We start from the raw sequence: 23,690 nt of genomic DNA, 5'->3' as shown, positions 1-23,690 counted from the left end.
TCCGGCGGGAAAAGCGGAGTCATGGATACCCTGGAGGCAATAGTCGAGGAGGGATCAGGCGGATGTTCAATTATGTTCGCGCGTCCTCGAAAAAATCACTAGAATTCCCCATCCTGCTATGTGTCGCTGTCGAAGAGTTCCTTGTCGTGGGCCAACATCGAATGACCTCACTTCGTGTGAGGCCCGCGGAAAGCGAAGACTTGCACGGAAAACAACAGCGGTGTTTAACCGTACCTTATACAAAAAAACGACTGAGAAAATATCCCCAGTCGTTTATGAAACTTATTTATTTTCAACAAACCATTCATCGATCTGTCTGAATATATCCTTCATTGCTTGTTGATTGGACATTTTTGGCAGGTTAACCATTAGCCCTTGCTTTGGTGGTTCAATGCCCTCGCCTTTTCTTTGCAGAACAAAAATGCTTTTCGCTGCCTGTTCATTTTTGAAAAGCGACATTGGCAGTTGGATCAAGCCCTGGATATTTACATGCTCTTTGATGTATTCACGGAGTTTAGGCGCCTGTTCAGATTCAAACAATCGATTCGGCACGAGAAAAAACAAATACGCTCCCGGCTTTGCATGATTGACGCTTTGCTCGATGAATAAGTGATGTGCATAGGAATGTCCTTCATCTGCCTTCAGCTCAAATTCCTGTGCTCTTAGATCATTGGGATAATACCCGACAGGAAGGTCACAGACTACACAGTCAACTGGATCGATAAAGAGCTTCTCCAATGCATCTTGATTGAAGAATTCAATCGGCTGCTCCAATAAGTTCGCCCCGGCAAATGCAAGACGAAGCAATAAATCATCAACATCGACGCCAATAGCGTTTAAATCATCCTTCTTAAGATAGTTCATGATCGTAAAAAGTAAATTTCCTGTTCCCACTGCTGGATCAAGCAAGGAGAATCGCTGATGACCGTCCATGAACTTTCCGATCAAGTAGCTGATAAATAATCCAATGGAGTCTGGGGTCATTTGATGATTTGGCTGGGAAGCTTCCCTCATCCCTTTTATAATAGCAAGCTGGAATGCTTTTCTTTTATCCTCGTTTGAAAAAACCGGCGAGCTTATCGAATCATAAGCCTTTTCCAGCCTTTTTTTACTTAATTCGTTTATTTCATCTTGAAGGATCGTGCCATGGAACATATTGTCGCCCGATTCCGCCAATGCTTCTAAATATGTACAGGATAATTCCTCTGCTAAAATTTCCGTTGTTTCGTTAAAAACAGTAAATAAATTTTCAACAGGAGAAGTTTTCATTTTCAACACTCCTAGCATTCTGGGGTTTATGTAAGTAACATTGTTGATGGGGAAAGTTGATTTCCACGGACGGATGCTCGCTTTTATCAACCTTAACGTATTCTACTATGATTTTTTTCAGATAACAAGCAAGGGGCCAACCCATCTTGTGAGCCAGCCCCTTATTGAAGAATATCATTTATTCAGCTGATTTCGCCGCTTCGATTGCACCTTCATAATCCGGGTGGTTGGTTGCTTCACTCACGTACTCCACATACGTTACTTTATTGCTGCTGTCTACGACAAATACAGCACGAGCCAATAATCTAAGCTCTTTAATATGGACGCCGTAAGCTTCACCAAAAGAAAGGTCGCGATGGTCGGAAAGTGTTTGTACATTCTCAATGCCATTCGCTGCACACCAGCGCTTCTGGGCAAATGGAAGATCCACCGAAATGGTCAAAACCTTCACGTTATCGAGCTTAGATGCTTCTTCATTGAATCTTCTCGTTTGGGCATCACAGACACCCGTGTCGATAGATGGAACGACGCTGATGATTCTTACTTGTCCTTTGGAGTCATTCAATGTCACTTCCGATAAATCATTCGCAAGTACTGTGAAATCCGGTGCAGTGTCCCCGACCTTCACTTCGTTTCCAAGCAATGTTACAGGATTTTGTTTAAATGTAATAGAAGCCATCATTTTACCTCCCTATGTAAATAAGTACATGTCTATCATACTGAAGTGTCCCCTCTTATTGCAATTCAAAACCATTGAATTGAAGGAAAAGGCTGCTGCACTAAGAAGGGGCGATTCCAAAAGCGTTTGGAATCGCCCCTTCGAGTTTAAAATTCGAAGTTCTGTCTTTGATGTTGTTGATGGGACTGAGATGAGTTTTCTTTTTTGTCATCTTTTTTCATCATGTTTTGAATTTTTTCCACAGCACTAGGAGCGATATCCAATATTTTCTCCAACAAATGTGTACTTTCATCTAAATGGAGCATTTTAACACCGTGGGAATTGACAATCAGAAACGCTATTGGCGTAATGGATACGCCTCCTCCGCTTCCTCCGCCAAAAGGATGCTTTGGTCCCTGATCATTTTGCTGACCATTTGAGGAAGAATGCTGCTGAGATCCTTTGCCGTTCATTGAAAACTCACTGCCGCCTGCAGCAAAACCAAAACCTACTCGAGAAACTGTCAAAATAACGCTGCCATCAGGGGTTTCTACCGGGTCCCCAATAATGGTGTTTACATCGATCATTTCCTTTAAGCTTTCCATAGCTGTTGTCATTAAACCTTGAATTGGATGTTCTGACATGTGAATCCTCCTTATCTATACGGAATGTTTGTTTTTTTCCTCGGAAAAAATAGATAAAGGTTTTGTTTTAAATTTGGCTTTGCCGCCTTTCCAGTACCTTATCAATTTCAAACCTGCGAATATAGCATGCCCGATTCTGAATTTAAACATACACTTTAATGAGATTTGGGAAATCGCCATATTAAAAGAAGGAACCACTTCAACTACCGGAGGGTCCATCAACTTCATATATTTGCTGATCAAGGCAACGATGCAGGACTTTGCGGACCAGATCCCCCCGACCAATGCCCCGGTCAACGCTGCATCCTTTGTGCCAATTAATGAGTGCCACTCAAGGTTGAAAACTTTTATTTTCTTTAAAAATTTTCGTATGATCACATTCATGCCGAAAACATGCCGAATGAGCTCCTTAGTATCTTGAAGGCTATTCAGGATATCCCAAGGGGTAATTTTCTTTTTTGTTTCTTTTTTCGTCTTATCCTGCTTCCCCGTTTTCACTTTCTGATCAATTTCAATATTGGGTTCATCTTCATCCACTCTCACCATCGGAATATCAATTTTGTAATGGATCAAGCCGAACCATACTTTCAGCAAGATTTGAAAATGATCGTTATCCTGACCATGATACAAGTCAAGATAAACATTAAGCGGTGTAAGCCAAATCAGTAGTATGAGAAATAATAAAATGAAGACGATTATCCAAAAGATATACATATAGACACTACCTTTCAGCATTACATTATCGCCGAATATTTCAATATTAAAACTCCCATCGGACAAAACTTTCATAAAAAAAGAAACCTGCTCCTTATGCTCGAGCAGGTTCCAATAGTATTGTCCGTTCATGAATGACGGCCGTATCCGCAAAAATATCGTGAAGGCCTTGTTTTCTGGGCATGAATGCCACCAATAGATAGAGAATGATGACGGTTGCCGAAATATATCTTCCTATGAATTCCCTGAAAATCACAGTCCCCCATGTCAAACTTTCAGATTTTACCGGAATGACTTTTAAGCTGAATACCATTTTGCCAAGCGTTTGATGGGAAAGCTTGGTCATCAGTACAAAGTAAAGGTAAAAAACTAAAGCGCCTGCAATTGCAGCAGGAGCAAAAACTGTTGATTTATCAAGAGAAACGCCAATCACCTTAAAAATTGGATAAACGACCAACCTGCTTATACTGCCTATGATGATCAAATCCAGCAAGTATGCCCAAAACCTTATCCAAAAGCCTGCAAAATGTAGTTGGCTCAGAGGGTTATCGTCTTCTGCAGGAGGATGGAATTCAGTTGAACGAATGCTATCTTCCGCAGTCAATTCATGCGGCTGCGACTCTTCGCTGAAATGCTCCTGATTATGTCTGTCATCAAATTCACTCATCGTTTCCTCCCCCTTTTATTTTGCATATAGATACATCAATCTTGGCGTATTAGGCTGTTCCAAAAGCTTCATGGCTCCATCCATTTCGAATTGACTGCTGATAAACTTTTGTGCACTCATTCCAAAGATGGAAGGAAAGCTGAAATCCGATCCGTAGCTGATGACCTCGGCATTTTTGATGTTTTCATCTTTTTTCATCGCTTTGACGACATCATCAAAATAACCAAATTCATCAATTAAATGAAGTTCCTTTGCCTGAATGCCATCATAGACCCTTCCGTCTGCCAATTCACGCACTTTACTCTCGGGGATGTTTCTACCTTTCGAAATCACACTTACGAAGCCGTCATAGGAATGATTGATCATCGTTTGGAGAATATCCTTTTCCTTTTGCGTCATCGGTCTTGTAGGGCTCATGATATCTTTATATGGACCACTCTTGATGGTGACAAAATCAATCCCGAGCTTTTTCGCCAGTTCACCGTAATTATATCCTTCCATGATTACACCGAGCGATCCCGTCAATGTATCACGACTTGCAAATATTTTATTTGCTGCAGTCGATATGTAATAGCCCCCTGAAGCTGCCATAGAACCCATTGAAACATAAACTGGTTTCTTCGTTTCTTTTTCAATTTCTAATAATTTGTCGTGGATTTCCGCAGACTCAACGACTCCCCCGCCTGGCGAATTCACACGGATGATGATCCCTTTAACTGCATCATCTTCTTGTACATGCTTCAACTGCTTCATGAAATTTTGATGATTGTAGCCGGAACTGTTTAGCAATGAACTTTCCTGCCCGTTGTCCTGAATAACGCCATTTACATATAGGACGGCAATTTTCTTTGATTTATTTCCTTCTTGAATGACATTTTCAGAAAACTCATCCTTCGAAGCAAACAGTTGATCAAGACTGGCCTCAGTATCCGTCGTCAGGGCTGAAACAGCGAATTTCATGACGATGGAAACGATAAATAAACCAGCCGCAATCGCTATGGCTCCCCATCGTTTTTTGTTCATTTTCTTGTCCTCCCTTTTTTTATACACTTAGTATACGGAGCATCCTTTATAAATGTTTCACGAACATGGTAAACTAAACCATATTGAATATTTTAACAAAACGCACAGAGAAAAGGTAAAAAACATCATCACAAACAACCAGAAGGAGGAACTCTATATGTCTGATCGCAGAAACCTTTATTTTTTTCACCACCACGATGCACAAATGATGGACCAAGTCGCTTCACTCTATGAATTGGCAGACCGCTATGATTTCCATGTCGTTGACAATCCCAATGAGGCGAATATCATTGTCAGCGTCGGTGGGGATGGGACTTTTTTGCAAGCAGTCAGGAAAACCGGATTTCGTCAAGATGCCCTTTATGCAGGAATTTCCACGACGGGCAATTTGAGCATGTATTGTGATTTTCACATTAGCGAGACGTCTAAGATGATCGACGCTATGACCAAAGAACAGGTGGAAATTCGCCGATATCCAACCATCGATATTTTAATCGATGATGGATCATCCTTCCGGTGCCTGAATGAGTTCAGTATCCGTTCCGGCATTATCAAAACCTTTGTCATGGATGTTTTCATTGATGATTTTCACTTCGAAACCTTTCGAGGCGACGGAATGATCCTCGCCACCCCTACAGGAAGCACGGCTTATAATAAATCTGTCAATGGAGCAGTAGTAGACCCGATGCTTCCATGCATCCAGGTGAGCGAACTCGCATCTCTTAACAATAATCGCTACCGCACTCTCGGATCATCCTTCATCCTCAGCGGCGAACGAAAGTTGAAGCTGAAAATAGTCCAAGCCGGCAATGACTACCCGATCATGGGCATGGATAACGAGGCACTCAGCATCCAACACGTAAAATCCATCGAAGCCAAACTAAGCGGTGAAAAAATCAAAACCGTCAAACTAAAAGACAACTCCTTCTGGGAAAAAGTAAAAAGAACGTTTTTATAACAAAAGCGGAGCCGGCTTGCTTAGAGGCGAAGAGACTACTGGATACAGTGGAAGAAATAAAAAATAACTTCTAGCAAGAAAGACAATGGGCCATAATGTTTTAGTCAAATAAAAATCCGAACTACCATTGAGAATCTTAATTAGATTCGAATTAGTTCGGATTTTTTAATAGATGTTGATAAAGCGTGTTTGTTCTAGCCGTTGATTGGAGTGCACAAGGACTCCGGAGGGATTAGCGGCCCCATAGCGAAGCAAGGAGGCTCCCCAGTCTTGGACGGAAATCAACAGCCGTGTAATATCAGATCCTTAGAATATGATTTATCCTGATATAAGTTCAACTCTAGAATGAAGTATTTTAGTTTTGTCCCAACCTCATCCTCTTTTTTATGCCGATAAGCTTTTATTTTGCTTCAAACGTTTTTTCTTGAACCATTTCACCCTGGAAGCAGTAAAGATGGCAAGTGCTCCCCAAATGAATAAAAATGAAATCATATCGATTTTTGAAAATGGTTCACGATATATGAATACCCCTAAAATCAAGGTCAAAGTCGGAGCGATGTATTGAAGGAATCCAACCATGTATAGAGGGATGCGCTGGGCTCCTTTAGCAAAGAACAGAAGCGGAATGGCGGTTGCAGCACCGGCTCCCATCAAAAGCAAATCCGTTCCCGGAGAGACGTTGAATAGGGAGGCATTTCCTCTGTTTGCCATCCAAATCATATAAATGAATGCAAATGGCGCGACCACCATCGTTTCAAGTGTCAATCCAATGGCTGAGTCCACTTTTATCATTTTTTTTGCCAACCCATATAACCCAAATGAAAAGGCCAATCCGAATGCAATCCAAGGGAATTGACCGTAAGAAATCGTTAAAATCAATACACCTACGGCAGCCAAAATGAACGAAACAATTTGAGCCTTTGACATCGTCTCCCTCAAAATAAAGATTCCCAGCAGGACGCTGACAAGGGGATTAATATAATAGCCCAGGCTTGCTTCGACCATTTGATTTGAATTGACGGCCCATATGTAAATGAACCAATTGCAGCTTACGAGCAATGAGGCCAGAATAAGGGCAGCAAGAGTCCTCATCTTCATGGTTTTGACCACCTGAAAAAACGCGGGCAGCTTCCTTGTTGCAAGCAAAATGATGGCCATGAACCAAAAGGACCAAAAAATTCGATTAGCTAAAATTTCGTCGGAAGATACGTGATGAAGGAATTTCCAATAAACCGGCAATATCCCCCAAATAAAGTATGAAAAGGCGGTGTACAAAATTCCTCGCTGATGTTGATTATCCATAAGTGTACTCCTATTCTGTCAGACATTTTTGTTTAGGAACTCGAAATAATTTCATTATAAACAGTATTTACCTTTCCGACAATCCTTTTGATCCAAAAAACAAAAAGGGACCGATCAAACATTGAAAATTACCTTCAATGTATATGACCAGCCCCATTTTCATAAATCAGCCTGATACACGATTTCTTCATCCACAACCGTCATCAAAACCTTGGTCTGTGGAATTTCATCTTCATCGATTGAAAATAAATCCTTATCCAATACGGTAAAGTCGGCAGTGAATCCCCTTGAAATCTCCCCTCTGAAATTCTCATGGTGGACAGCATATGCCCCTCCTTTGGTAAATAAGGAAATCGCTTCGTAAACGGAGAGTTTTTCTTTGGGATTATGGACACTTTTTTCGTTTTTATGAAAATAAGCTCTAGAAACGGCTTCATATATTCCAAGCAAAGGATTGATTGGCTCTATAGGTGCATCAGACCCGCCAGCACAATGTATCCCTGAGTGAATCAATGTTCTCCAAGCGTAGTTATAAGCCATATTTTGTTCTCCGATTCTATCGATCACCCAAGGAAAATCTGATGCTACAAACCTGGGCTGTATATCGAGCACGATCGGCAGTCTCTTAGCTCTTTCTATTAAATCCGCCCGCAAAATTTGTGCATGAATCAACCGGTCTCGTTTTCCTGAGGGGACAGGGATGCTTTCAATGGCGTCCAGTACTAGCTCAAACGCCAAATCCCCTATGGTATGGACGGCAACGGGAAGGCCATAGCTCCTCGCTTTTTGGACGAGTCCCAGTAAATCCTCATAGGTATGGATGGCAACTCCATTTGTAGCGGGATCATCCCCATAGGGGTGGCTCAAGAGTGCCGTCCTTCCTCCGAGAGCCCCATCAGCAAATATCTTCATCGCGCCGAATTCAATATATGGACTTTCATTTTCATATATATTTCGATCTTGCTGCCATTCCTCTATCACTTCATGGTGAATGAGGAGATTCGCCTTGAATTTGCGTTGTTCTTCTTTAATGACTTTTGTAAATGCTTCAATCGTTCTTTTCATTCCACCGTAATAATTTAAATCCTCGGTATGACCTCCGACCAGCCCAAACCTCCAACAATTTTCTATACCTGCCCTAAGTGCATGCTCCAAGTACGCATCCGAAACGCTGGGCATGACCGAAAAAATCAATTCCTGTGCTTGGTCCTTCAATACACCATTGATTCTTCCCATTTCGTCGCGCTCAATGACCCCACCGGTTGGACTTTGGGATTGGTCGTTGATGGAGGCTTCTTTGAGCGCTTTTGTGTTCACACAAATCGCGTGCCGGCAAATTCTTTTCAACAACACCGGGTGATCCGGGACCGCTTCATCGAGATCAAACCTTGTTGGAACCGTTTGATTGTCCCAAAGGTTTTCATTCCATCCTTCGCCGATGATCCATTCGCCTGCCTCGGCCAGTTTCGCCCTATCCATCAATAGCTGCATCAATTCTTCTTTGGATTGCACTTCAGATAGATCCAGCCTGATCAGTGTTTCTCCATGTCCAATTAAATGCATATGGCTGTCGATGAATCCAGGATACATGATGCCTTCGTTTAAATCGACCTGTTTTGTGATCTTACTTTCATACTTTTTCTGAAGCTCGGAAAATGAACCAATTTCGGTTATCCAGCCATTCTCACAAAAAACCGCTTCAGTCGTTTCACCTTCATGGAGCATTGTATAAATCGTTCCATTAAAAAATAGTGTCCCCATATCCAATCGTCCTTTCTTCTAAAGCAATAGAGACCTTACTGCATGAAAAACAGACAGTAATCACACTGTCTGCAGGTACTTGGTTTTATCTTACAGATATTCACTGATTCTTTAAAGCTTGTTCTCTCTTTCTCAGTTCTACGCGCCTGATTTTCCCGGATGTTGTTTTTGGCAATTCATCAATGAATTCGATGCTTCTCGGATATTTATACGGTGCAGTCAGTTCTTTGACGTGCTCTTGCAGAAGTTTCACCAACCCATGTTCATTCGGACTGATTCCATCTTTAAGGACGACATAAGCTTTGACGATGCTCCCCCTGATTTCATCCGGGCTGGAAACAACCGCACATTCCTTTACATAGGCGTGTTTGACCAATGCATCTTCCACCTCGAATGGACCGATTGTATATCCTGAACTGATGATGATGTCATCCCCACGCCCTTCGAACCAGAAGTAGCCATCCTCGTCTTTTTTTGCTTTGTCGCCTGTAATATAGTAATCTCCCCTAAATTGCATTGCTGTTCTTTCAGGGTCTTTGTAATAATTTTTAAAAAGAGCTGGTGTCTCAACATGAACAGCTATATCACCTACTTCTCCAACCCCGCAGGACTCGCCAACTTCATTGATGATATCAACACGATTGCCTGGTGTCGGTTTTCCCATCGAACCAGGTTTCAATTCCATCCCTTTCATGATGCCGACAAGCAGCGTGTTCTCTGTTTGCCCATAACCGTCCCTTACTTCCAGCTGAAAATGTTTTTTGAAGGTTTCTATCACTTCTCGGTTCAAAGGCTCTCCGGCTGAAACAGCACTGTGAAGCTGAGATAAATTATATTTGCTTAAATCATCGACCTTTGCCATGAGTCGATATTCTGTCGGTGTACAGCATAGGACGTTTACTTTATAGCTCTCCAAAAGCTGCAAATATTTTCGCGGATCAAATTTCCCATTGTAAACAAACCCTGTCGCTCCAGAGCCCATGACAGACAAGAATGGACTCCAAATCCATTTTTGCCATCCTGGCCCCGCAGTAGCCCATACCATATCATCAGCTTCAATGCTCAGCCAGCTCTTTGCTGCAGTCTTTAGATGGGCAAACCCCCATCCATGTGTATGAACGACTCCTTTAGGATTCCCTGTCGTCCCCGAAGTATAGGATAGGAAAGCCATATCGTCCCGCGAAGTATCGGCAGCTTCCATTTCATCTGAAGCAGTTTCCATCAACCGATCCAGATAGTCCCACCCTTCCTGTACCTGTCCAACGGTGAATTTCACCAGCTCTTTCGCTTCATCCACCACATCAAATTGTTCTGCGTATGGATAAAAGGATACTATCCCCTTTACATCACCGTGATTGATTCTGTATGCCAGATCCTTTGTTCTCAGCATTTCTGAACTTGGAATGACAACGATTCCCGATTTCAGTGCAGCAAGATATACTTGGTAGGCTTCGATTAACCTGGGTATCATAACAAGGATGGTATCTCCCTTGTTTAATCCTTTCTCTCTGAAAACGTTTCCAATTTTATTGACATTTTTCATTAGTTTTTGATATGTAATTTCCTTGCACTCGCCTTGTTCATTTTCCCATTTGATTGCTGTTTTATTGGGATCAGCAGCAAATTTCTCAACTTCCTCGATGATATTGTACTTTTCTGGTGCAATTAAATCTTTGCGTTCCATCGTTTTTCCCCCTTATCGAGTAGGTTTGTACAATATCATTATACAAAATTTTTAAAAACTTTTAAATAATTTGTCATTTTCGCGCAAAAAAATAAAGAACGGGCCTAAGCCCGTTCCTGTAGCCATTTTTTGTTTAAAATTATTTTTGGTATCCGCCTAATTGTTGTTCAGCCATTTGAACTAGACGTTTAGTGATCTCACCACCAACAGAACCGTTAGCGCGAGCAGTTGCATCTGGTCCAAGTTGAACTCCGAATTCAGATGCGATTTCGTATTTCATTTGGTCGATAGCTTGTTGAGAACCTGGAGCTACCAATTGGTTTGTACTTCTGTTTGCCATGTGTGTTCACCTCCTTGTGAGTATATGGTGTGCGAAAACACATGGATTCATGCAGAAGTTTCAATTGGTAATTGTTCCTAAATTTTCAGGCTGATTTATAAGCAATATAGCCTGCTTTTTTCGTGGAATTGACCATGAAAATTGCCATCAAAATAAATCCTTTAACTCCTCATGTGCGTCTGCATTTCCTTTAGGTTTAACCACGATGGTTTCAGTTCCATCAATCGCTTTTTCGATAAGTGGTGCGAAATCGACGAAGCTTTCATAATATTGCACTTTTTCCAATTTAGGCTTCGTTTTGGGCGATGCCGGTGTAAAAATCGTACAGCAATCTTCGTACGGCAAATTGGAAATTTCATGCGTATCAATGTCCTTGGCAATATCAATGATCTCAAGCTTATCCATAGAAATCAATGGCCTTAAAACCGGCGTGCTTGTCACTTCGTTGATGGCCAGCATGCTTTCCAATGTCTGACTGGCTACTTGTCCTAGACTTTCTCCAGTAATGATCGCAAATCCCTCATTTTTCTTCCTTAATTCTTCTGCTAACCGAAGCATCAATCTGCGGGTTGAAGTCATCGTATAATTCTCAGGAACCTGTTGATGGATCGTTTGTTGAATTTCTGTGAACGGAACAACGTGGACCTTTACACTTCCGCTGAATGCAGCTAATTTTTCGGAAAGATCAAGAACCTTTTGCTTGGCTCGTTCACTCGTAAATGGAGGACTGTAAAAATGCACAGCTTCGATTTCCACGCCGCGCTTCATGGAAAGATACCCTGCTACAGGACTGTCGATTCCGCCTGAAAGCATCAGCATAGACTTACCGCTGGAGCCAACCGGCATCCCTCCGGTTCCTTGAATGACCTCTGAAGATAAGTATGCGCCCTCTTTTCTGATTTCCACAATCAAATTAATATCTGGATTTTTAACATCCACTTTAATGCCTTCAACATTTTTCAATATAAAACCGCCAACTTCATGATTCAGCTCGTGGGTATCAAGTTCAAATGTCTTGTCAGCTCTCCTCGCCGAAACTTTAAACGTTTTACCAGGTAAGTATAATTTGTTCACTAAGCTCAAAGCAGCATCCCTTATATCGTTCAAATTCTTATCCACTTTTATTGTCGGACTGAAGGACTGAATGCCGAAAATTTTCGATAGTTTTGAACAAACTGCTTCACTCGGAGCCCCATTCAACATTAAAAACATTCGATCACGCGTCCCTTGTACACGGACCTGTGGATAATCCTTCAATGAGTTGATGATATTGGACTTTAACTTATCAATGAATCGATTGCGATTCCTGCCTTTTGTAGATATTTCACCATATCTGATTAATATGCGTTCGTAATTCATTTCGATCTCCTTATCACTTTATTTAACTTGGAAGCAGTATTCCGATATTCTTGGATGAAAGTTGCTGCTTCTGACAACGTATTATCAAAAGAAAGGCTGATCCGGATTGATCCTTCTGCGTCATCCTTTTTCACACCCATTGCCAATAATGTTTTGCTGAGGGCCTTTTTCTTCGATGAACATGCACTGGTTGTGGAAACGTAAATCCCCGATTGTTCCAAGGCATGAACAAGGACCTCTCCTTTCATACCCCTGTGTGAAAAATTGACAATATGAGGTGCTGAAAGATCTGAAATTGTGTTTATCGAGACGCCTTCCATTTCACTTAATCCATGGATAAGATAGTCTTTTACCTCCATAATTTTTGCAGTCGATCGTCTGCGATGCTCCTCACTCATTCTCAGCGCCTTGGCCATTGCAACGATTCCCGCTGTATTTTCAGTACCGCTACGCAGTTTCCATTCTTGATTCCCTCCGGAAAATAAAGGTGACAGCTGGATGCCTTTTCGGATGAATAATGCACCAGTTCCTTTTAATCCGTGAAACTTATGAGAAGAGATGGTACAAAGATCCACCATGGCACCGTCTAAGGAAAGTGGCACTTTGGTACACCCTTGAACATGATCCACATGAAATATGATATTTGTATGTTGAGCAAGCCATTGTCCAATTTCTTGAACGGGCTGAATCGAACCCACTTCATTATTTACATGCATGATGGTAACCAAGATTGTATCATCGCGAACAGCTTTTTTGAGATCATCAATTTGAACGACGCCTGCTTTATTGACTGGAAGATAGGTGATTTCATAACCTTCCTTTGAAAGATCTTCACAAGCCTGCAGGACAGAAGGATGTTCGATTTGCGTTGTGATGATATGTCTGCCACGTGTTTGATATTGTTTTGCCGCACCTTTGATGGCTAGGTTGTTGCTCTCTGTCCCTCCAGAAGTAAAGTAAATTTCCTGCGGATCGACCTTCAGTATGTCTGCGACCTGCCCCCTGGCCTGGTTCAAAAGTTGCTCTGCCTTCACCCCTAAAGCATGCAATGAAGATGGATTCCCATAATATTCACGGGAAACCTTAACAAAAGCATCCAAAACTTCATCATAAGGCTTAGTAGTTGCACTATTATCAAAATAAATCATTATTTACACCTTCAAACGTAAATTCCTTAACCAACATTTAATGTTACCATAACTATTACAAGAAAAAAATTCCCACCGAATGCGGACACTTTAAAATTTTTTCTTGATATCTTACTTCTTTAAATATAAATTCAGGAAATATCCATCAAAAAGAAAATAGTCAAAACATTGATTTTTCATCCTTTTTCCATGTTCAGCATTAACGCCCTAAAGTTATTCTAATATATTGAAAGTTTAGACTTTTTTAAATTTCGACATTTTTTGTGGAACCTGTGTTACTATTACTTTGTTTTTATTAAAATTCCACAATAATTAAAATATTCAGGAGGGATCTGATTGGACAAGAAAGCGCTATCATCAAGAGAAATCATGACAATCGGCCTGATGCTCTTTGCCTTATTTTTAGGAGCAGGAAATATGATCTTTCCTCCTTTTCTCGGTCAACAAGCAGGTCAGAATGTTTGGGTAGGAATATCGGGATTTTTGATCACAGGTGTCGGTTTGCCACTCCTTGGCGTCATAGCGATTGCACGGACAGGAGGGGATTTGCAGACTCTGTCCAGCAGGGTGCATCCTTTATTCGGGCTCATTTTTACAACTGTTATGTATTTAGCAATCGGTCCATTTTTCGGCATTCCAAGAACAGGCACCGTTTCATTTGAAATCGGGGTTATGCCATTTTTGCCAACTGACATTGCGGCCAATGGATGGCCGTTGTTCATCTTTTCGCTCATCTTCTTTGCTTTGACGGCTTGGCTTTCCATGAATCCTTCTAAATTGGTCGATCGCATTGGAAAGTTCTTGACTCCAGCCCTCATCATTATTTTGGCTGTACTGGTGATCAAAAGCTTCATCACACCAATGGGGAAGCCGATGCTACCTCAGGGACCATATAAAAACGGACCATTTTTTAAAGGATTCATTGATGGATATTTAACAATGGATACTATTGCTGCCCTTGTTTTTGGAATTGTGGTCATTTCCTCTGTCAAGGAAAAGGGAATCACCAATAAATCCGTATTGACAAGAACTTGCATCACTGCCGGACTCATTGCAGCAGCCGGTCTTGCCCTTGTGTATCTTTCACTTGCCTTCATTGGCGCAACCAGTACAAGCGCCATCGGCTCGCAGGATAATGGAGGAGCGCTCTTATCAGCGGCAGCTTCCTATCTATATGGGGCAGGAGGGACAATCATTTTAGGTTTGGCCATTACTTTTGCTTGTATTACAACATCTGTCGGGCTCGTTTCGTCATGTGCAAAATTTTTCACAAAAATTGTCCCATCCATTTCTTATTCGAAATATGTAATCATTTTCTCTGTTTTCAGTATGATTATATCCAACATCGGTCTTACACAATTAATCAATGTCTCTTTGCCGGTATTGATTGTCGTATATCCATTAGCCATCGTACTGATCATCCTGTCGTTTCTTCACAATAAGTTCCACGGTTATCGGGCCGTTTATATCGGGGCTTTGATTCCTACAGGGGTGGTCAGTTTAATCGACGGTCTGAAAACGGCGCATGTGGATGTTTCCTCCATTACGGAGGCATTATCCGGACTTCCCCTGTTCAATGAAGGGATAGGCTGGATCATCCCTGCACTAGCTGGGGCAATCGTCGGTTATATTATCGCAGTACAATTAGGGCAAGTCAGGAATTCGGTAAACACGACTCATTAATATCCAAAGACCAATAAAGAGGCTGGGGCTTTGTAGCTCCAGCCTCTTTCAGTTTATACAAACGTTGTAATGGTCCATTCCGTTGAAGGCACTTGCTTTCCGCTTGGAGGGACGGGAGCCTCCTCGGCTTCGCCTGCAGGGTCTCCCGCTTCCCTCTTTATCCCACTGGAGTCAAGTGCCTTCCGCTCTAATCAACTCAGTGTTTTTCATCACTAGGGTTCCATAACTCAGTGTTTTTCATCACTAGGGTTCCATCAAGACAATGCAGGGCAGAGTATAAATCTTTCAACTTTGTGGTTGGTTAATTTCAGCGTAAATTAACCTTACTGAACCTTTGGCCATTAATTAATATTATTAATACAGTCGAAATAATAGAGAAGTGGATCGAGACAACAGGTCTCAACCCACAAATAAAAAAGGATGGGGCTTAATAGCTCCATCCTTTTGTTAATTTTCGAGTTCTTGCTTGATCGATTCTTCGATTTTTTTCAGCGAACCCGGTTCGATTTCTTCGATTGTTGTTGCGGCCTGTTCTAATGCCGCGCGGTATTCATAGCTTCTGAACGCGTCTTCAGCCGTTCTTAATCGTTCTTCAGCGAATGAATATCTGCTTCTAAATCGGTTTCCATATTGAATAACTTTTTCAGCCAGCATGACGTTTTCAATCAATTCCATGGTTTTATCGTAAAAATGCTGGACGGTGTCAGAAGCAATATACAAATGTTCTTGAACAGATTTAATATTCAATGGTTTTTCATTCAAGCTCTTGATGACATCCTGTATATGATCCTCCGACTGCTCTAATAATGAGAGATAATCAGATGGAAGGCCGGGAATATTGCTCTTTGAAATTTGCCGGCTTGCTTCGGATATCTTTTTTCTCAAATCCGTCACAGTTTCACGTGCAGTAATTTCATCTTTTCTCAGATTTTGCAAGTAATCCGAGAAATCCTTTTGTTCCTTCTGCAACATTTCAAGTTCTTCGCGGATGTCCTGCAATTCTTCCTTCATCATGGAGTGTGCTGCAGCATTCTCAGCCGATTTAATTTCAAAATGATCATATTTATTGATCAACTGGTAAATTCTCTTTTCCAATCCTTTTGGAACATTCAGCTCTTCCTCGACTAAGTGATAGCTTTGTTGGACAAACTCCGTTTCATTCCTGAGAACTTGGTGTGCTTCCTCAAGTTCATCGAGCATCGTCTTTGTTTTCGTGTCATTTTGAATGAGGAAATGTTTGGAATGCACCTCGTTTTCAAGTGCATCATATAACCCTTCGATACGTTCTTTCATCTCTGCAAGACCCTTTGTCACATCATCAAGTTCTGCTTTTTGGACAAAGTCTATGTATGTCTTCAACTCTTCCTTCATCCGATCAATTTCTTTGGTGAAAGCAATATGATCAAGGTGATAGCCAGTTGACTCCATCTCTCTGTATCCATCAGTAAGCTCGTCCAATTGAGAAGGGAGCAGCGTTTGACATTCAGTAATCAGATCTGGGATTCTTACCATTTTTTCATTCAATCCGTCGATCTCATTCCTAATGGATAAGAGCACTTCCCTTGCATCTAAATAATCGCCATTCTCAGTCAATAGTTCAAAATTCGAAAACTGTGAACCAATTTGCTCCAACTGTTTCTCCAGTGCGGATGCCGCGATGCCAAATACGTGCCGATGGGCCAGCATTTGTTTTTTTACATGCCGATAAGATTCTTGCAGCTCGGTAATCTCGGTCCTGTTTTTTTCTTCACTGCCGACCAGTTCTTTTAATTCTGCAAGAATCGTGTCGATTTGTTCTTCGGTGGACTTCAAGCTTGAGTCGATTTGATTTTGCACTTCTTTTGATTTCTTGAATCGATATTTATCTGCGTACTCTTCTGCATCAAATAGTAGTTCTTCGACGTCTGGCAGCTGAATGGCTACAATTTCATCCCAGCTTTGTCTCCAGCGCTCAAACATTTCTTCTGTTTGCCCGGTCATATTCAATTGTTTGACTTTGGACATTTCTTCAAGAATCGGACGGTTCATTATATCGATTTTCCATTCTTCCAATCGATCGATTTCTTTAAAATGATTTTTCTTTGTAAAATATCCATAAAAAAATAATATAACCAATAAGATTAATGCACCGATGACAAATTCCATCGTAAGCCCCCTGTCCATCTCAATTAAGCCATAACCGTATTTATATAAACAAATATATTTATTGCATCTTAATGCTTTAATGATACCATGTAAACGACAATTTTTGACTATTATTTTGATTTTTTTTGTATTTTCATTCCAAAAAACCTGATATATGCCAAGATACTCATATTTGATTCAATTAAATCTCTATTTTACTATTATAATATAAAGAATAATTTCATTAAAAGTGAGGGGGATTCGATGTTAAGAGATGGGCATATTCATTCACCCTATTGTCCGCATGGGACGAATGATGCTTTTAAAAAATATATTGAGAGGGCAATCGAACTTGGATATAAAGATATCAGCTTCACTGAGCATGCACCCCTTCCCGATTCTTTTATCGATACTACCCCAACGAAGGACAGCGGCATGGATAAGGGGAAATTAGAAAAATATTTAAAAGAACTTGATTCTCTCAAGGAAGAGTATAAAAAGGATCTTTTCATCCGTACTGGCCTGGAGGTCGATTTCATCGAGGGCTTTGAAAATGAAACGGAGAAGCTTCTTAATGAATATGGGCCATTTTTGGATGACAGCATTCTATCTGTTCATTTTCTCAAACATGAAAACGATTGGTATTGTGTCGACTATAGCCCGGAATTTTTCAGTACGATGGTCGAAGTTTTTGGATCGGCCGAAGCGATTTATGACACTTATTACAATACCATACACCTTTCCATCATGTCCGATTTAGGCAAGTGGAAGCCGATCCGGATCGGACATATGACACTCGCGCAAAAGTTCCAAAAAAAATTCCCTGCCAAGAATGTGAATCACAAACTGATCGACAACATTCTCAGAGAAATAAAAAAGCACCGTTATCAATTGGATTATAACGGTGCAGGAATTGTAAAACCATTTTGCCAAGAAAGCTATCCAAATAAATGGATTGCAGAAGAGGCTGCTAAAATGGGCATCCCGCTTATCTATGGATCTGACGCACATCAAGCGGCCGATTTAAATCAAGGAAGAACAGACTTGATGGAGCATATCATCACGTAGAAACTGTCATTGGCAAACGATCTCAGGAGGAGATGGAATCGTATTATTAACCAGTATACCTCTAATCCAGATTTCGATAATTTGATAATATTTTTCTGCAAAATAGACTTCTTGAGGGTAGATGTTCCATACCTCCCTTAAATATTGACTATTTAAATATGGCATATTGATCATGCCCTTCAATTGGATGATCAAATAGCTTGAGGTGTACTGATTGAACTCTTCTTTTTTTACACCTGCATCAATGATCTCCTTAAGGAAGTATCTTTCTTTCATTAAATAAGAAGAAGTGATTTCCCTGACGACCTGAGAGTCCAATGATACTTCCCGCCATACAAACCTTGTCAATAAATGATGTCGGGATTGGAACTGCAGCACATTTTTCACGGCGCGGTTGAGGCAATTGACTGGAGAATCATACATGAGATTACTGGCTTCTTCCTCAAAGAAAGCTAAATAGGATTCAAAAAATTTTATTAAACAAGCTTCGAGCAGCCCTTGTTTATTACGAAAATAATAAGCAATATTAGCAGGATTAATTCTGGCCCTCTTAGCAATATCCCTAATCGACACACCATCAAAGCCTTTTGTGTTGAATAGATAAATCGCTGATTCCATTATTGATTCTTTTGTTGAAGTAGCATGCTTCATAGTCGGATTCTCCTTTTACGATTTTTAATTCATAAAGCACAATCGGCGTTGGCCAAAGGGGAAGCAAGATTGATGGGAGAGGGAGGATGCTCACTAGTTGCAGGCGGTGAGGCCTTCGGAGTTTCGCACCTCCCTCTCCGACAACATCAAAAAATGAGAAAACTGTTAAAAACACAACAAACATTGAGAGAACTGGCCTTTCGAAAAAAATCATTGCAAAAATCAACAATCTTTTCGAAGCAGCTTTATGAAAAAATTCTATTTTTCTAGACGTATTCCTGTTAAAATATATCGACAATATCTTTATAAAAAAAGGTTTTTTTAGCATATATTGAAGAGAAATGAGGTAATATCATGTTTCAAGTCGAAGGATATGAAGGCAAAAGAGAGGATCAATACAACTTGGTTAAAAAACAGCTAAAAGCGCTGATTGAGGGCGAACCAAATCAAATCGCCAATTTGAGCAACGCAAGCGCCCTATTAAATCAATTCCTTGATAGAATTAATTGGGTCGGCTTTTATCTATTGGATGAAGAGCAACTAGTATTAGGACCGTTTCAGGGTCTTCCAGCTTGTGTAAGGATTCCTTTAGGCAGAGGCGTGTGCGGTACATCTGCGGCGAATCGGGAAACACTCCTTGTTGCTGATGTTCATGCATTCCCTGGGCATATCGCCTGCGATGCAGCAAGCAAATCGGAAATCGTCGTCCCCTTGGTCAAGGATGGCCGGTTGATAGGCGTCTTGGATATCGACAGCCCCGAATTGAACCGATTTGATGAATTGGATCAGAAACATCTGGAGGAATTTGTTTCGATTTTATCCGTAGCCATTTAAGTAAGAGAGTCTCTCCATCCTAAAGGAGAGACTCTCTTACTTCATAGACAAAAAGGATGGAAGTAAATTACTTCACGATCCCTTTTGTCTATTTTCTTGGCTCTTTCTAAAAACTATTTGCTTTTAAGCAAGATTTAGTAAGGTTGATTTCCGGAAAGGATACTCCCTTTCCGAGGGGCGGGCGGTAAGTCCTCCGGAGTATCGCACCTTGGATGAATGATTTACAACAATTTTTGAAATAGCAGTCTCTTTTTAGATTTACAATGTGGATAATGCTGTCGCCAGGTCATCCCAAAGGTCTTCCCATGCCTCCAATCCGACTGACAGTCGAAGGAGCTGATCGGATATCCCCATTTTTTTTCTCGATTCTTCCGGGACGACCGCATGCGTCATTGTGGCAGGGTGCTGGATCAGTGTTTCGGCATCTCCGAGACTTACGGCTATTTTAATCAACCTCAAATTATCCATGAATTTCTGGGCATCCTCTTTTGAGCCTTTAATGGTAAAGGAGATAAGCCCTCCGCCTTGAGTCATCTGTTTTTTCATGATTCCATAGTTTGGATGTTTATGATCTCCAGGATAATATACTTGTTCCACTCCAGGATGTGCAGCAAGCTTTTCGGCTATCTGCGCGGCAGACTGACAGTGTCTATCCAGCCTTACAGGAAGAGTCTTTACCCCCCTGAGCAGAAGCCATGCATCGAAAGGCGATAATACTCCCCCTATGTCTTTTTGGGTGGTCATGGATACTTCCTTGATCCAATCCTTCTTGCCCACTACAATACCCGCAATCACATCTCCATGTCCGCATAAATATTTCGTCGCGCTGTGAATGACGATATCACACCCCAATTCAAGCGGTCTTTGCAAATATGGCGAACAAAATGTGTTGTCGACGACAACCGTGATTCCTTTTCGCTGCGCGACACCAGCCACCATTTCCAGGTCAATCAGCTGCATCGTTGGATTTATTGGTGTTTCAATGTATATGCATGTTGTTTCCGGCCTGATTGCCTTTTCCAATTCTTCTGGAGATGACATCGATAGAAATTCATGTTCGATATTGAATTTTTTCTGCATCATCTCAAGGAGCCCGAATGTGCATCCATAAACGCCTTGTGAGCAGATTATATGGTCTCCCGTTTTGGTCAGCGCAAATAACGTTGCTGACACAGCTGCCATTCCAGATGAAAATGCAAGAGCAGCTTCCCCTTTTTCCAAGACTGCCATACGGTCTTCAAGCATTTTAACGGTCGGGTTGCCAAGTCTGGAATAAATGAATCCTTCCTCTTCACCACTGAATCTATTTTCACCTTGTTTTGCTTGATCAAATACAAAAGTAGATGTCTGAAAAATAGGTGGAGCCAAGCTTCCTTTGAATTCACTAGAATCATAGCCGCTATGAATCACTTCTGTTTCAAATCGTGTGTCTTTTCCCATATCCATCCTCCTAGAAAGCGCTTACAAAAATTTTGATGAGATATTGCTCTACTACTAGAATATGATATTTAGGCTGAATTGGAAAGGGCGCCATAAAAAAAGAATGGCAGATCACACCATTCCAATTAAACCAGCATTCTATAATCTCTTTCGTGGATGACCACTTTATTTTTCCCATTATTCTTTGCGATATAAAGTGCTCGGTCCGCCCTTTTAATCAACTGCTCCACTTGATCAGTTTTTTCCTTGTTCCAATAAGAAACTCCACAGGAAACGGTCACAGATGGTTTAGTGCGTTTTTGGACCGTCTTGACCAATCTGTCAGCCACACTATAGCCCACTTTCAAAGATGCTCCCGGGAGATAGATCGCCAGCTCTTCGCCGCCCCATCTTGCCCCGACATCGGTGGAACGGATATTTTGCTGGATCAGCTTTGCCACTTGAATGATTACGCTGTCCCCTGTTTGGTGTCCATATGTATCATTGATCTTTTTAAAGTTGTCAATGTCCACCAAAATGAATGTTCCTTCATGTTCATGCTCCATCGAGTTTTCAATGGCACTGTCCAAATAATTCCTTGCGTACAACTGTGTCAAGTAATCTGTGATCACCATGCGCTCCAACTCTTCTCTGAGCATGGAGTTGGATAAGGCCAATGTCGAGTGGTGTATCAATGATTGGAATAGCTTATACATTTCAAATGTGAATGCATACGGTGAATGGTGGAGGACGATGCAAAATCCGATCATTACATTGCTATGCACCATTGGAATCGCCATCAATGAACAATATTCATATTCAACATCATCATCGCTATTATTTAAATCCCCGATGAATAATGAATCCTTCTCTTTTTGAATCTTCTTTCTTACGAATTCTATATACTTTTCACCTGCAGCAGTCAAGAAAAAGCCGCTGCTTCCATCCATTGTCTTTACCTGCTCATTGACTCCCAGCATGATAAAGCCAATTTCGGAAGTTCGAAAATATCGTTCGATTTGATTTTTAAGAAATTCAATTGTGTCGGTTAAGCGAAGGCTGGAGTTCAACTTATGTGAAGTGTCGTTGATCAATTGCAAATCCGATATCAGCCGCTTGGACTGCTGATATAGTTTGGCGTTTTCAAGGGCGCTCCCGGCCGTATTTGCCAGCAATGTGATAAATTCTACCTGGCCATCAGGAAAAATAAGAGATGAAGGTGCAAGAACTTGTAAAACTCCATATACACCTTGCTTCCCTCTTAATGGGGCATAAAGGATGGTTCTTCTTTCCTTGCAGGAATCTTCGATCTGCACCGATCCATTCACATACGACTGCATGGCTACAGCGTTTTCTGAATCATACTCCAAATCCTTGATAGGCAGATCTACTTTCCGTTCATCGTCATTGGACAGCATTAAGTAGTATTCATAGGCTGGGAAGACTCTTTTCAATGTATGGATGATTTCGGATAAAACACTATCGATATCCATGGTAGAGTGGAATTTTTCTGTAACCCGAAAAAGTTCTTTGTATTGTCTTTCTTTATTCATAATTTGGAAATGGCTAAACAGCCGATCAAGAAATCGTTGGCTCTCGGAAATCATTCTGCGGTATTTCTCTTGATTCACTTGAAATTCCTTAGCACTTTTCAGGAAAACGATCGCGTTTTGATCATTTATATTTTTCAATAAAAAAGCACTGTTGAACATTGTCTTAATCGAATGTCCACAAGGAAAATCCTCAGTGCACACAAAATCATTGCCGTTTTGCGAGCTCTCTGACCACAAGTCGGCTGAAAGTCGAAAGCGTACAGGCAATTCTCCCTCAACATTAAAGACCTTTTTCAAGATTAAGGAATCTTCTTCCACCGGATCTATCAAATAAAAGGCCAATCTCTTGAATCCATATGATTTGCCTAGAAGCTCCAGCCACTTGCCGATTATCTTCCAAGCATCATTTCTTTCATCGACGCAGTCCAATAAATCATATAGCTGTGACTTAAACTCCATTGTATGTATGTGATCATTATTAATCATCGCCATCACCTATGTCCTTGCTTTGTCGTCAAAACACTTTCCGACGTTCTCACTTAGATGCAAAAATTATACCATAAACGAGACTTTTTTCCTATGATTATTATTTCAATTTGCCATTCACCGTGTGAAATTTTTTATTGTGTAAGTTGTAGATAAATTCTAATATTCTTCAGGGATCGAGCAACGATGAATGCGAGCGTTTGTCAACAGTCTGTGAAACTTCTATTGACTTAGTGCCATGAAAATCATATAATATTCTTTGTGTAAAATAATGCAGCTTCAGTACACACCTTTATGTTCTTTCATTTTATTCCTCACAAACGAGGTGCATCGCGTAACCCGCTG

At 41.1% G+C, this 23,690-nt stretch carries 20 protein-coding genes; 4 read left to right on the top strand and 16 right to left on the bottom strand.

Annotation, left to right across the window (positions count from 1 at the left end; genetic code table 11):
- Positions 1 to 282 precede the first annotated feature (282 nt).
- The 6 genes from D9X91_RS00670 to sppA all read right to left on the bottom strand — a co-directional run bounded on the left by D9X91_RS00670 (position 283) and on the right by sppA (position 4,975).
- The gene (locus D9X91_RS00670; RefSeq protein WP_121678630.1) at positions 283 to 1,269 is read right to left on the bottom strand and encodes a class I SAM-dependent methyltransferase; all 987 of its coding nucleotides are present in this window, start codon (positions 1,267 to 1,269) and stop codon (positions 283 to 285) included.
- Between the two features lie 178 nt (positions 1,270 to 1,447).
- A complete protein-coding gene (tpx, locus tag D9X91_RS00665) occupies positions 1,448 to 1,948 on the bottom strand; it encodes a thiol peroxidase (RefSeq protein WP_121678629.1) in 501 nt (166 codons plus the stop codon).
- A 146-nt stretch (positions 1,949 to 2,094) separates the two neighbouring features.
- Entirely contained in the window at positions 2,095 to 2,571 is a 477-nt protein-coding gene (gene ytfJ, locus D9X91_RS00660) for a GerW family sporulation protein (protein WP_121678628.1), read from the bottom strand.
- 15 nt (positions 2,572 to 2,586) lie between these two features.
- A complete protein-coding gene (locus D9X91_RS00655; RefSeq protein WP_233569474.1) occupies positions 2,587 to 3,360 on the bottom strand; it encodes a DUF2953 domain-containing protein in 774 nt (257 codons plus the stop codon).
- Positions 3,361 to 3,379: 19 nt separating this feature from the next.
- On the bottom strand, positions 3,380 to 3,952 hold the full coding sequence (locus D9X91_RS00650; RefSeq protein WP_121678627.1) for an RDD family protein: 573 nt from the start codon (positions 3,950 to 3,952) through the stop codon (positions 3,380 to 3,382).
- Positions 3,953 to 3,967: 15 nt separating this feature from the next.
- The gene (gene sppA / locus D9X91_RS00645) at positions 3,968 to 4,975 is read right to left on the bottom strand and encodes a signal peptide peptidase SppA (RefSeq protein WP_121678626.1); all 1,008 of its coding nucleotides are present in this window, start codon (positions 4,973 to 4,975) and stop codon (positions 3,968 to 3,970) included.
- Between the two features lie 157 nt (positions 4,976 to 5,132).
- On the opposite strand from sppA, the gene D9X91_RS00640 reads away from it, so the two are divergent.
- Positions 5,133 to 5,933 carry an NAD kinase gene (locus tag D9X91_RS00640; RefSeq protein ID WP_121678625.1) on the top strand — a complete coding sequence of 267 codons (801 nt, stop codon included), beginning with the start codon at positions 5,133 to 5,135 and terminating at the stop codon, positions 5,931 to 5,933.
- Positions 5,934 to 6,317: 384 nt separating this feature from the next.
- On the opposite strand, the gene rarD is transcribed toward D9X91_RS00640, so the two are convergent.
- The 6 genes from rarD to D9X91_RS00610 all read right to left on the bottom strand — a co-directional run bounded on the left by rarD (position 6,318) and on the right by D9X91_RS00610 (position 13,527).
- Positions 6,318 to 7,235: an EamA family transporter RarD gene (rarD, locus tag D9X91_RS00635; RefSeq protein WP_121678624.1), complete on the bottom strand. Its 918-nt coding sequence runs from the start codon at positions 7,233 to 7,235 to the stop codon at positions 6,318 to 6,320.
- Between the two features lie 159 nt (positions 7,236 to 7,394).
- Positions 7,395 to 8,996, bottom strand: a complete 1,602-nt coding sequence (locus tag D9X91_RS00630; protein ID WP_121678623.1) for an amidohydrolase — start codon at positions 8,994 to 8,996, stop codon at positions 7,395 to 7,397.
- Between the two features lie 100 nt (positions 8,997 to 9,096).
- Positions 9,097 to 10,680, bottom strand: coding sequence for an acyl-CoA synthetase MbcS (gene mbcS / locus D9X91_RS00625; RefSeq protein ID WP_121678622.1), 1,584 nt, complete (start codon positions 10,678 to 10,680; stop codon positions 9,097 to 9,099).
- 139 nt (positions 10,681 to 10,819) lie between these two features.
- Positions 10,820 to 11,020, bottom strand: a complete 201-nt coding sequence (locus D9X91_RS00620) for an alpha/beta-type small acid-soluble spore protein (protein WP_121678621.1) — start codon at positions 11,018 to 11,020, stop codon at positions 10,820 to 10,822.
- Between the two features lie 147 nt (positions 11,021 to 11,167).
- Complete coding sequence (gene thiI, locus D9X91_RS00615; protein ID WP_121678620.1) at positions 11,168 to 12,379, bottom strand: tRNA uracil 4-sulfurtransferase ThiI; 1,212 nt, start codon at positions 12,377 to 12,379, stop codon at positions 11,168 to 11,170.
- Positions 12,376 to 13,527: a cysteine desulfurase family protein gene (locus tag D9X91_RS00610; protein WP_121678619.1), complete on the bottom strand. Its 1,152-nt coding sequence runs from the start codon at positions 13,525 to 13,527 to the stop codon at positions 12,376 to 12,378. The genes thiI and D9X91_RS00610 overlap by 4 nt, the downstream gene beginning before the upstream one ends.
- Positions 13,528 to 13,863: 336 nt before the next feature.
- Here D9X91_RS00610 and brnQ point away from each other — a divergent pair, with 336 nt between their 5' ends.
- A complete protein-coding gene (gene brnQ / locus D9X91_RS00605) occupies positions 13,864 to 15,210 on the top strand; it encodes a branched-chain amino acid transport system II carrier protein (RefSeq protein WP_121678618.1) in 1,347 nt (448 codons plus the stop codon).
- 447 nt (positions 15,211 to 15,657) lie between these two features.
- Here the strand turns inward: brnQ and ezrA are convergent, their stop codons facing one another.
- The gene (gene ezrA / locus D9X91_RS00600; protein ID WP_121678617.1) at positions 15,658 to 17,355 is read right to left on the bottom strand and encodes a septation ring formation regulator EzrA; all 1,698 of its coding nucleotides are present in this window, start codon (positions 17,353 to 17,355) and stop codon (positions 15,658 to 15,660) included.
- A 243-nt stretch (positions 17,356 to 17,598) separates the two neighbouring features.
- On the opposite strand from ezrA, the gene hisJ reads away from it, so the two are divergent.
- A complete protein-coding gene (gene hisJ / locus D9X91_RS00595) occupies positions 17,599 to 18,402 on the top strand; it encodes a histidinol-phosphatase HisJ (protein WP_121678616.1) in 804 nt (267 codons plus the stop codon).
- A gap of 6 nt (positions 18,403 to 18,408) precedes the next feature.
- Here hisJ and refZ read toward each other — a convergent pair whose 3' ends face one another.
- Complete coding sequence (gene refZ, locus D9X91_RS00590; RefSeq protein ID WP_121678615.1) at positions 18,409 to 19,053, bottom strand: forespore capture DNA-binding protein RefZ; 645 nt, start codon at positions 19,051 to 19,053, stop codon at positions 18,409 to 18,411.
- A gap of 354 nt (positions 19,054 to 19,407) precedes the next feature.
- On the opposite strand from refZ, the gene D9X91_RS00580 reads away from it, so the two are divergent.
- Positions 19,408 to 19,887, top strand: a complete 480-nt coding sequence (locus tag D9X91_RS00580) for a GAF domain-containing protein (protein WP_121678613.1) — start codon at positions 19,408 to 19,410, stop codon at positions 19,885 to 19,887.
- A gap of 258 nt (positions 19,888 to 20,145) precedes the next feature.
- Here D9X91_RS00580 and megL read toward each other — a convergent pair whose 3' ends face one another.
- Both megL and D9X91_RS00570 read right to left on the bottom strand, forming a co-directional pair.
- On the bottom strand, positions 20,146 to 21,327 hold the full coding sequence (megL, locus tag D9X91_RS00575) for a methionine gamma-lyase (RefSeq protein WP_121678612.1): 1,182 nt from the start codon (positions 21,325 to 21,327) through the stop codon (positions 20,146 to 20,148).
- Positions 21,328 to 21,452: 125 nt separating this feature from the next.
- Entirely contained in the window at positions 21,453 to 23,345 is a 1,893-nt protein-coding gene (locus D9X91_RS00570) for a sensor domain-containing diguanylate cyclase (RefSeq protein ID WP_233569473.1), read from the bottom strand.
- Positions 23,346 to 23,690 lie beyond the last annotated feature (345 nt).

Origin of the sequence: Falsibacillus albus (genome assembly GCF_003668575.1) — a bacterium.
Lineage (GTDB): Bacteria > Bacillota > Bacilli > Bacillales > DSM-25281 > Falsibacillus > Falsibacillus albus.
This window is presented reverse-complemented; position numbering and strand designations above follow the sequence as displayed.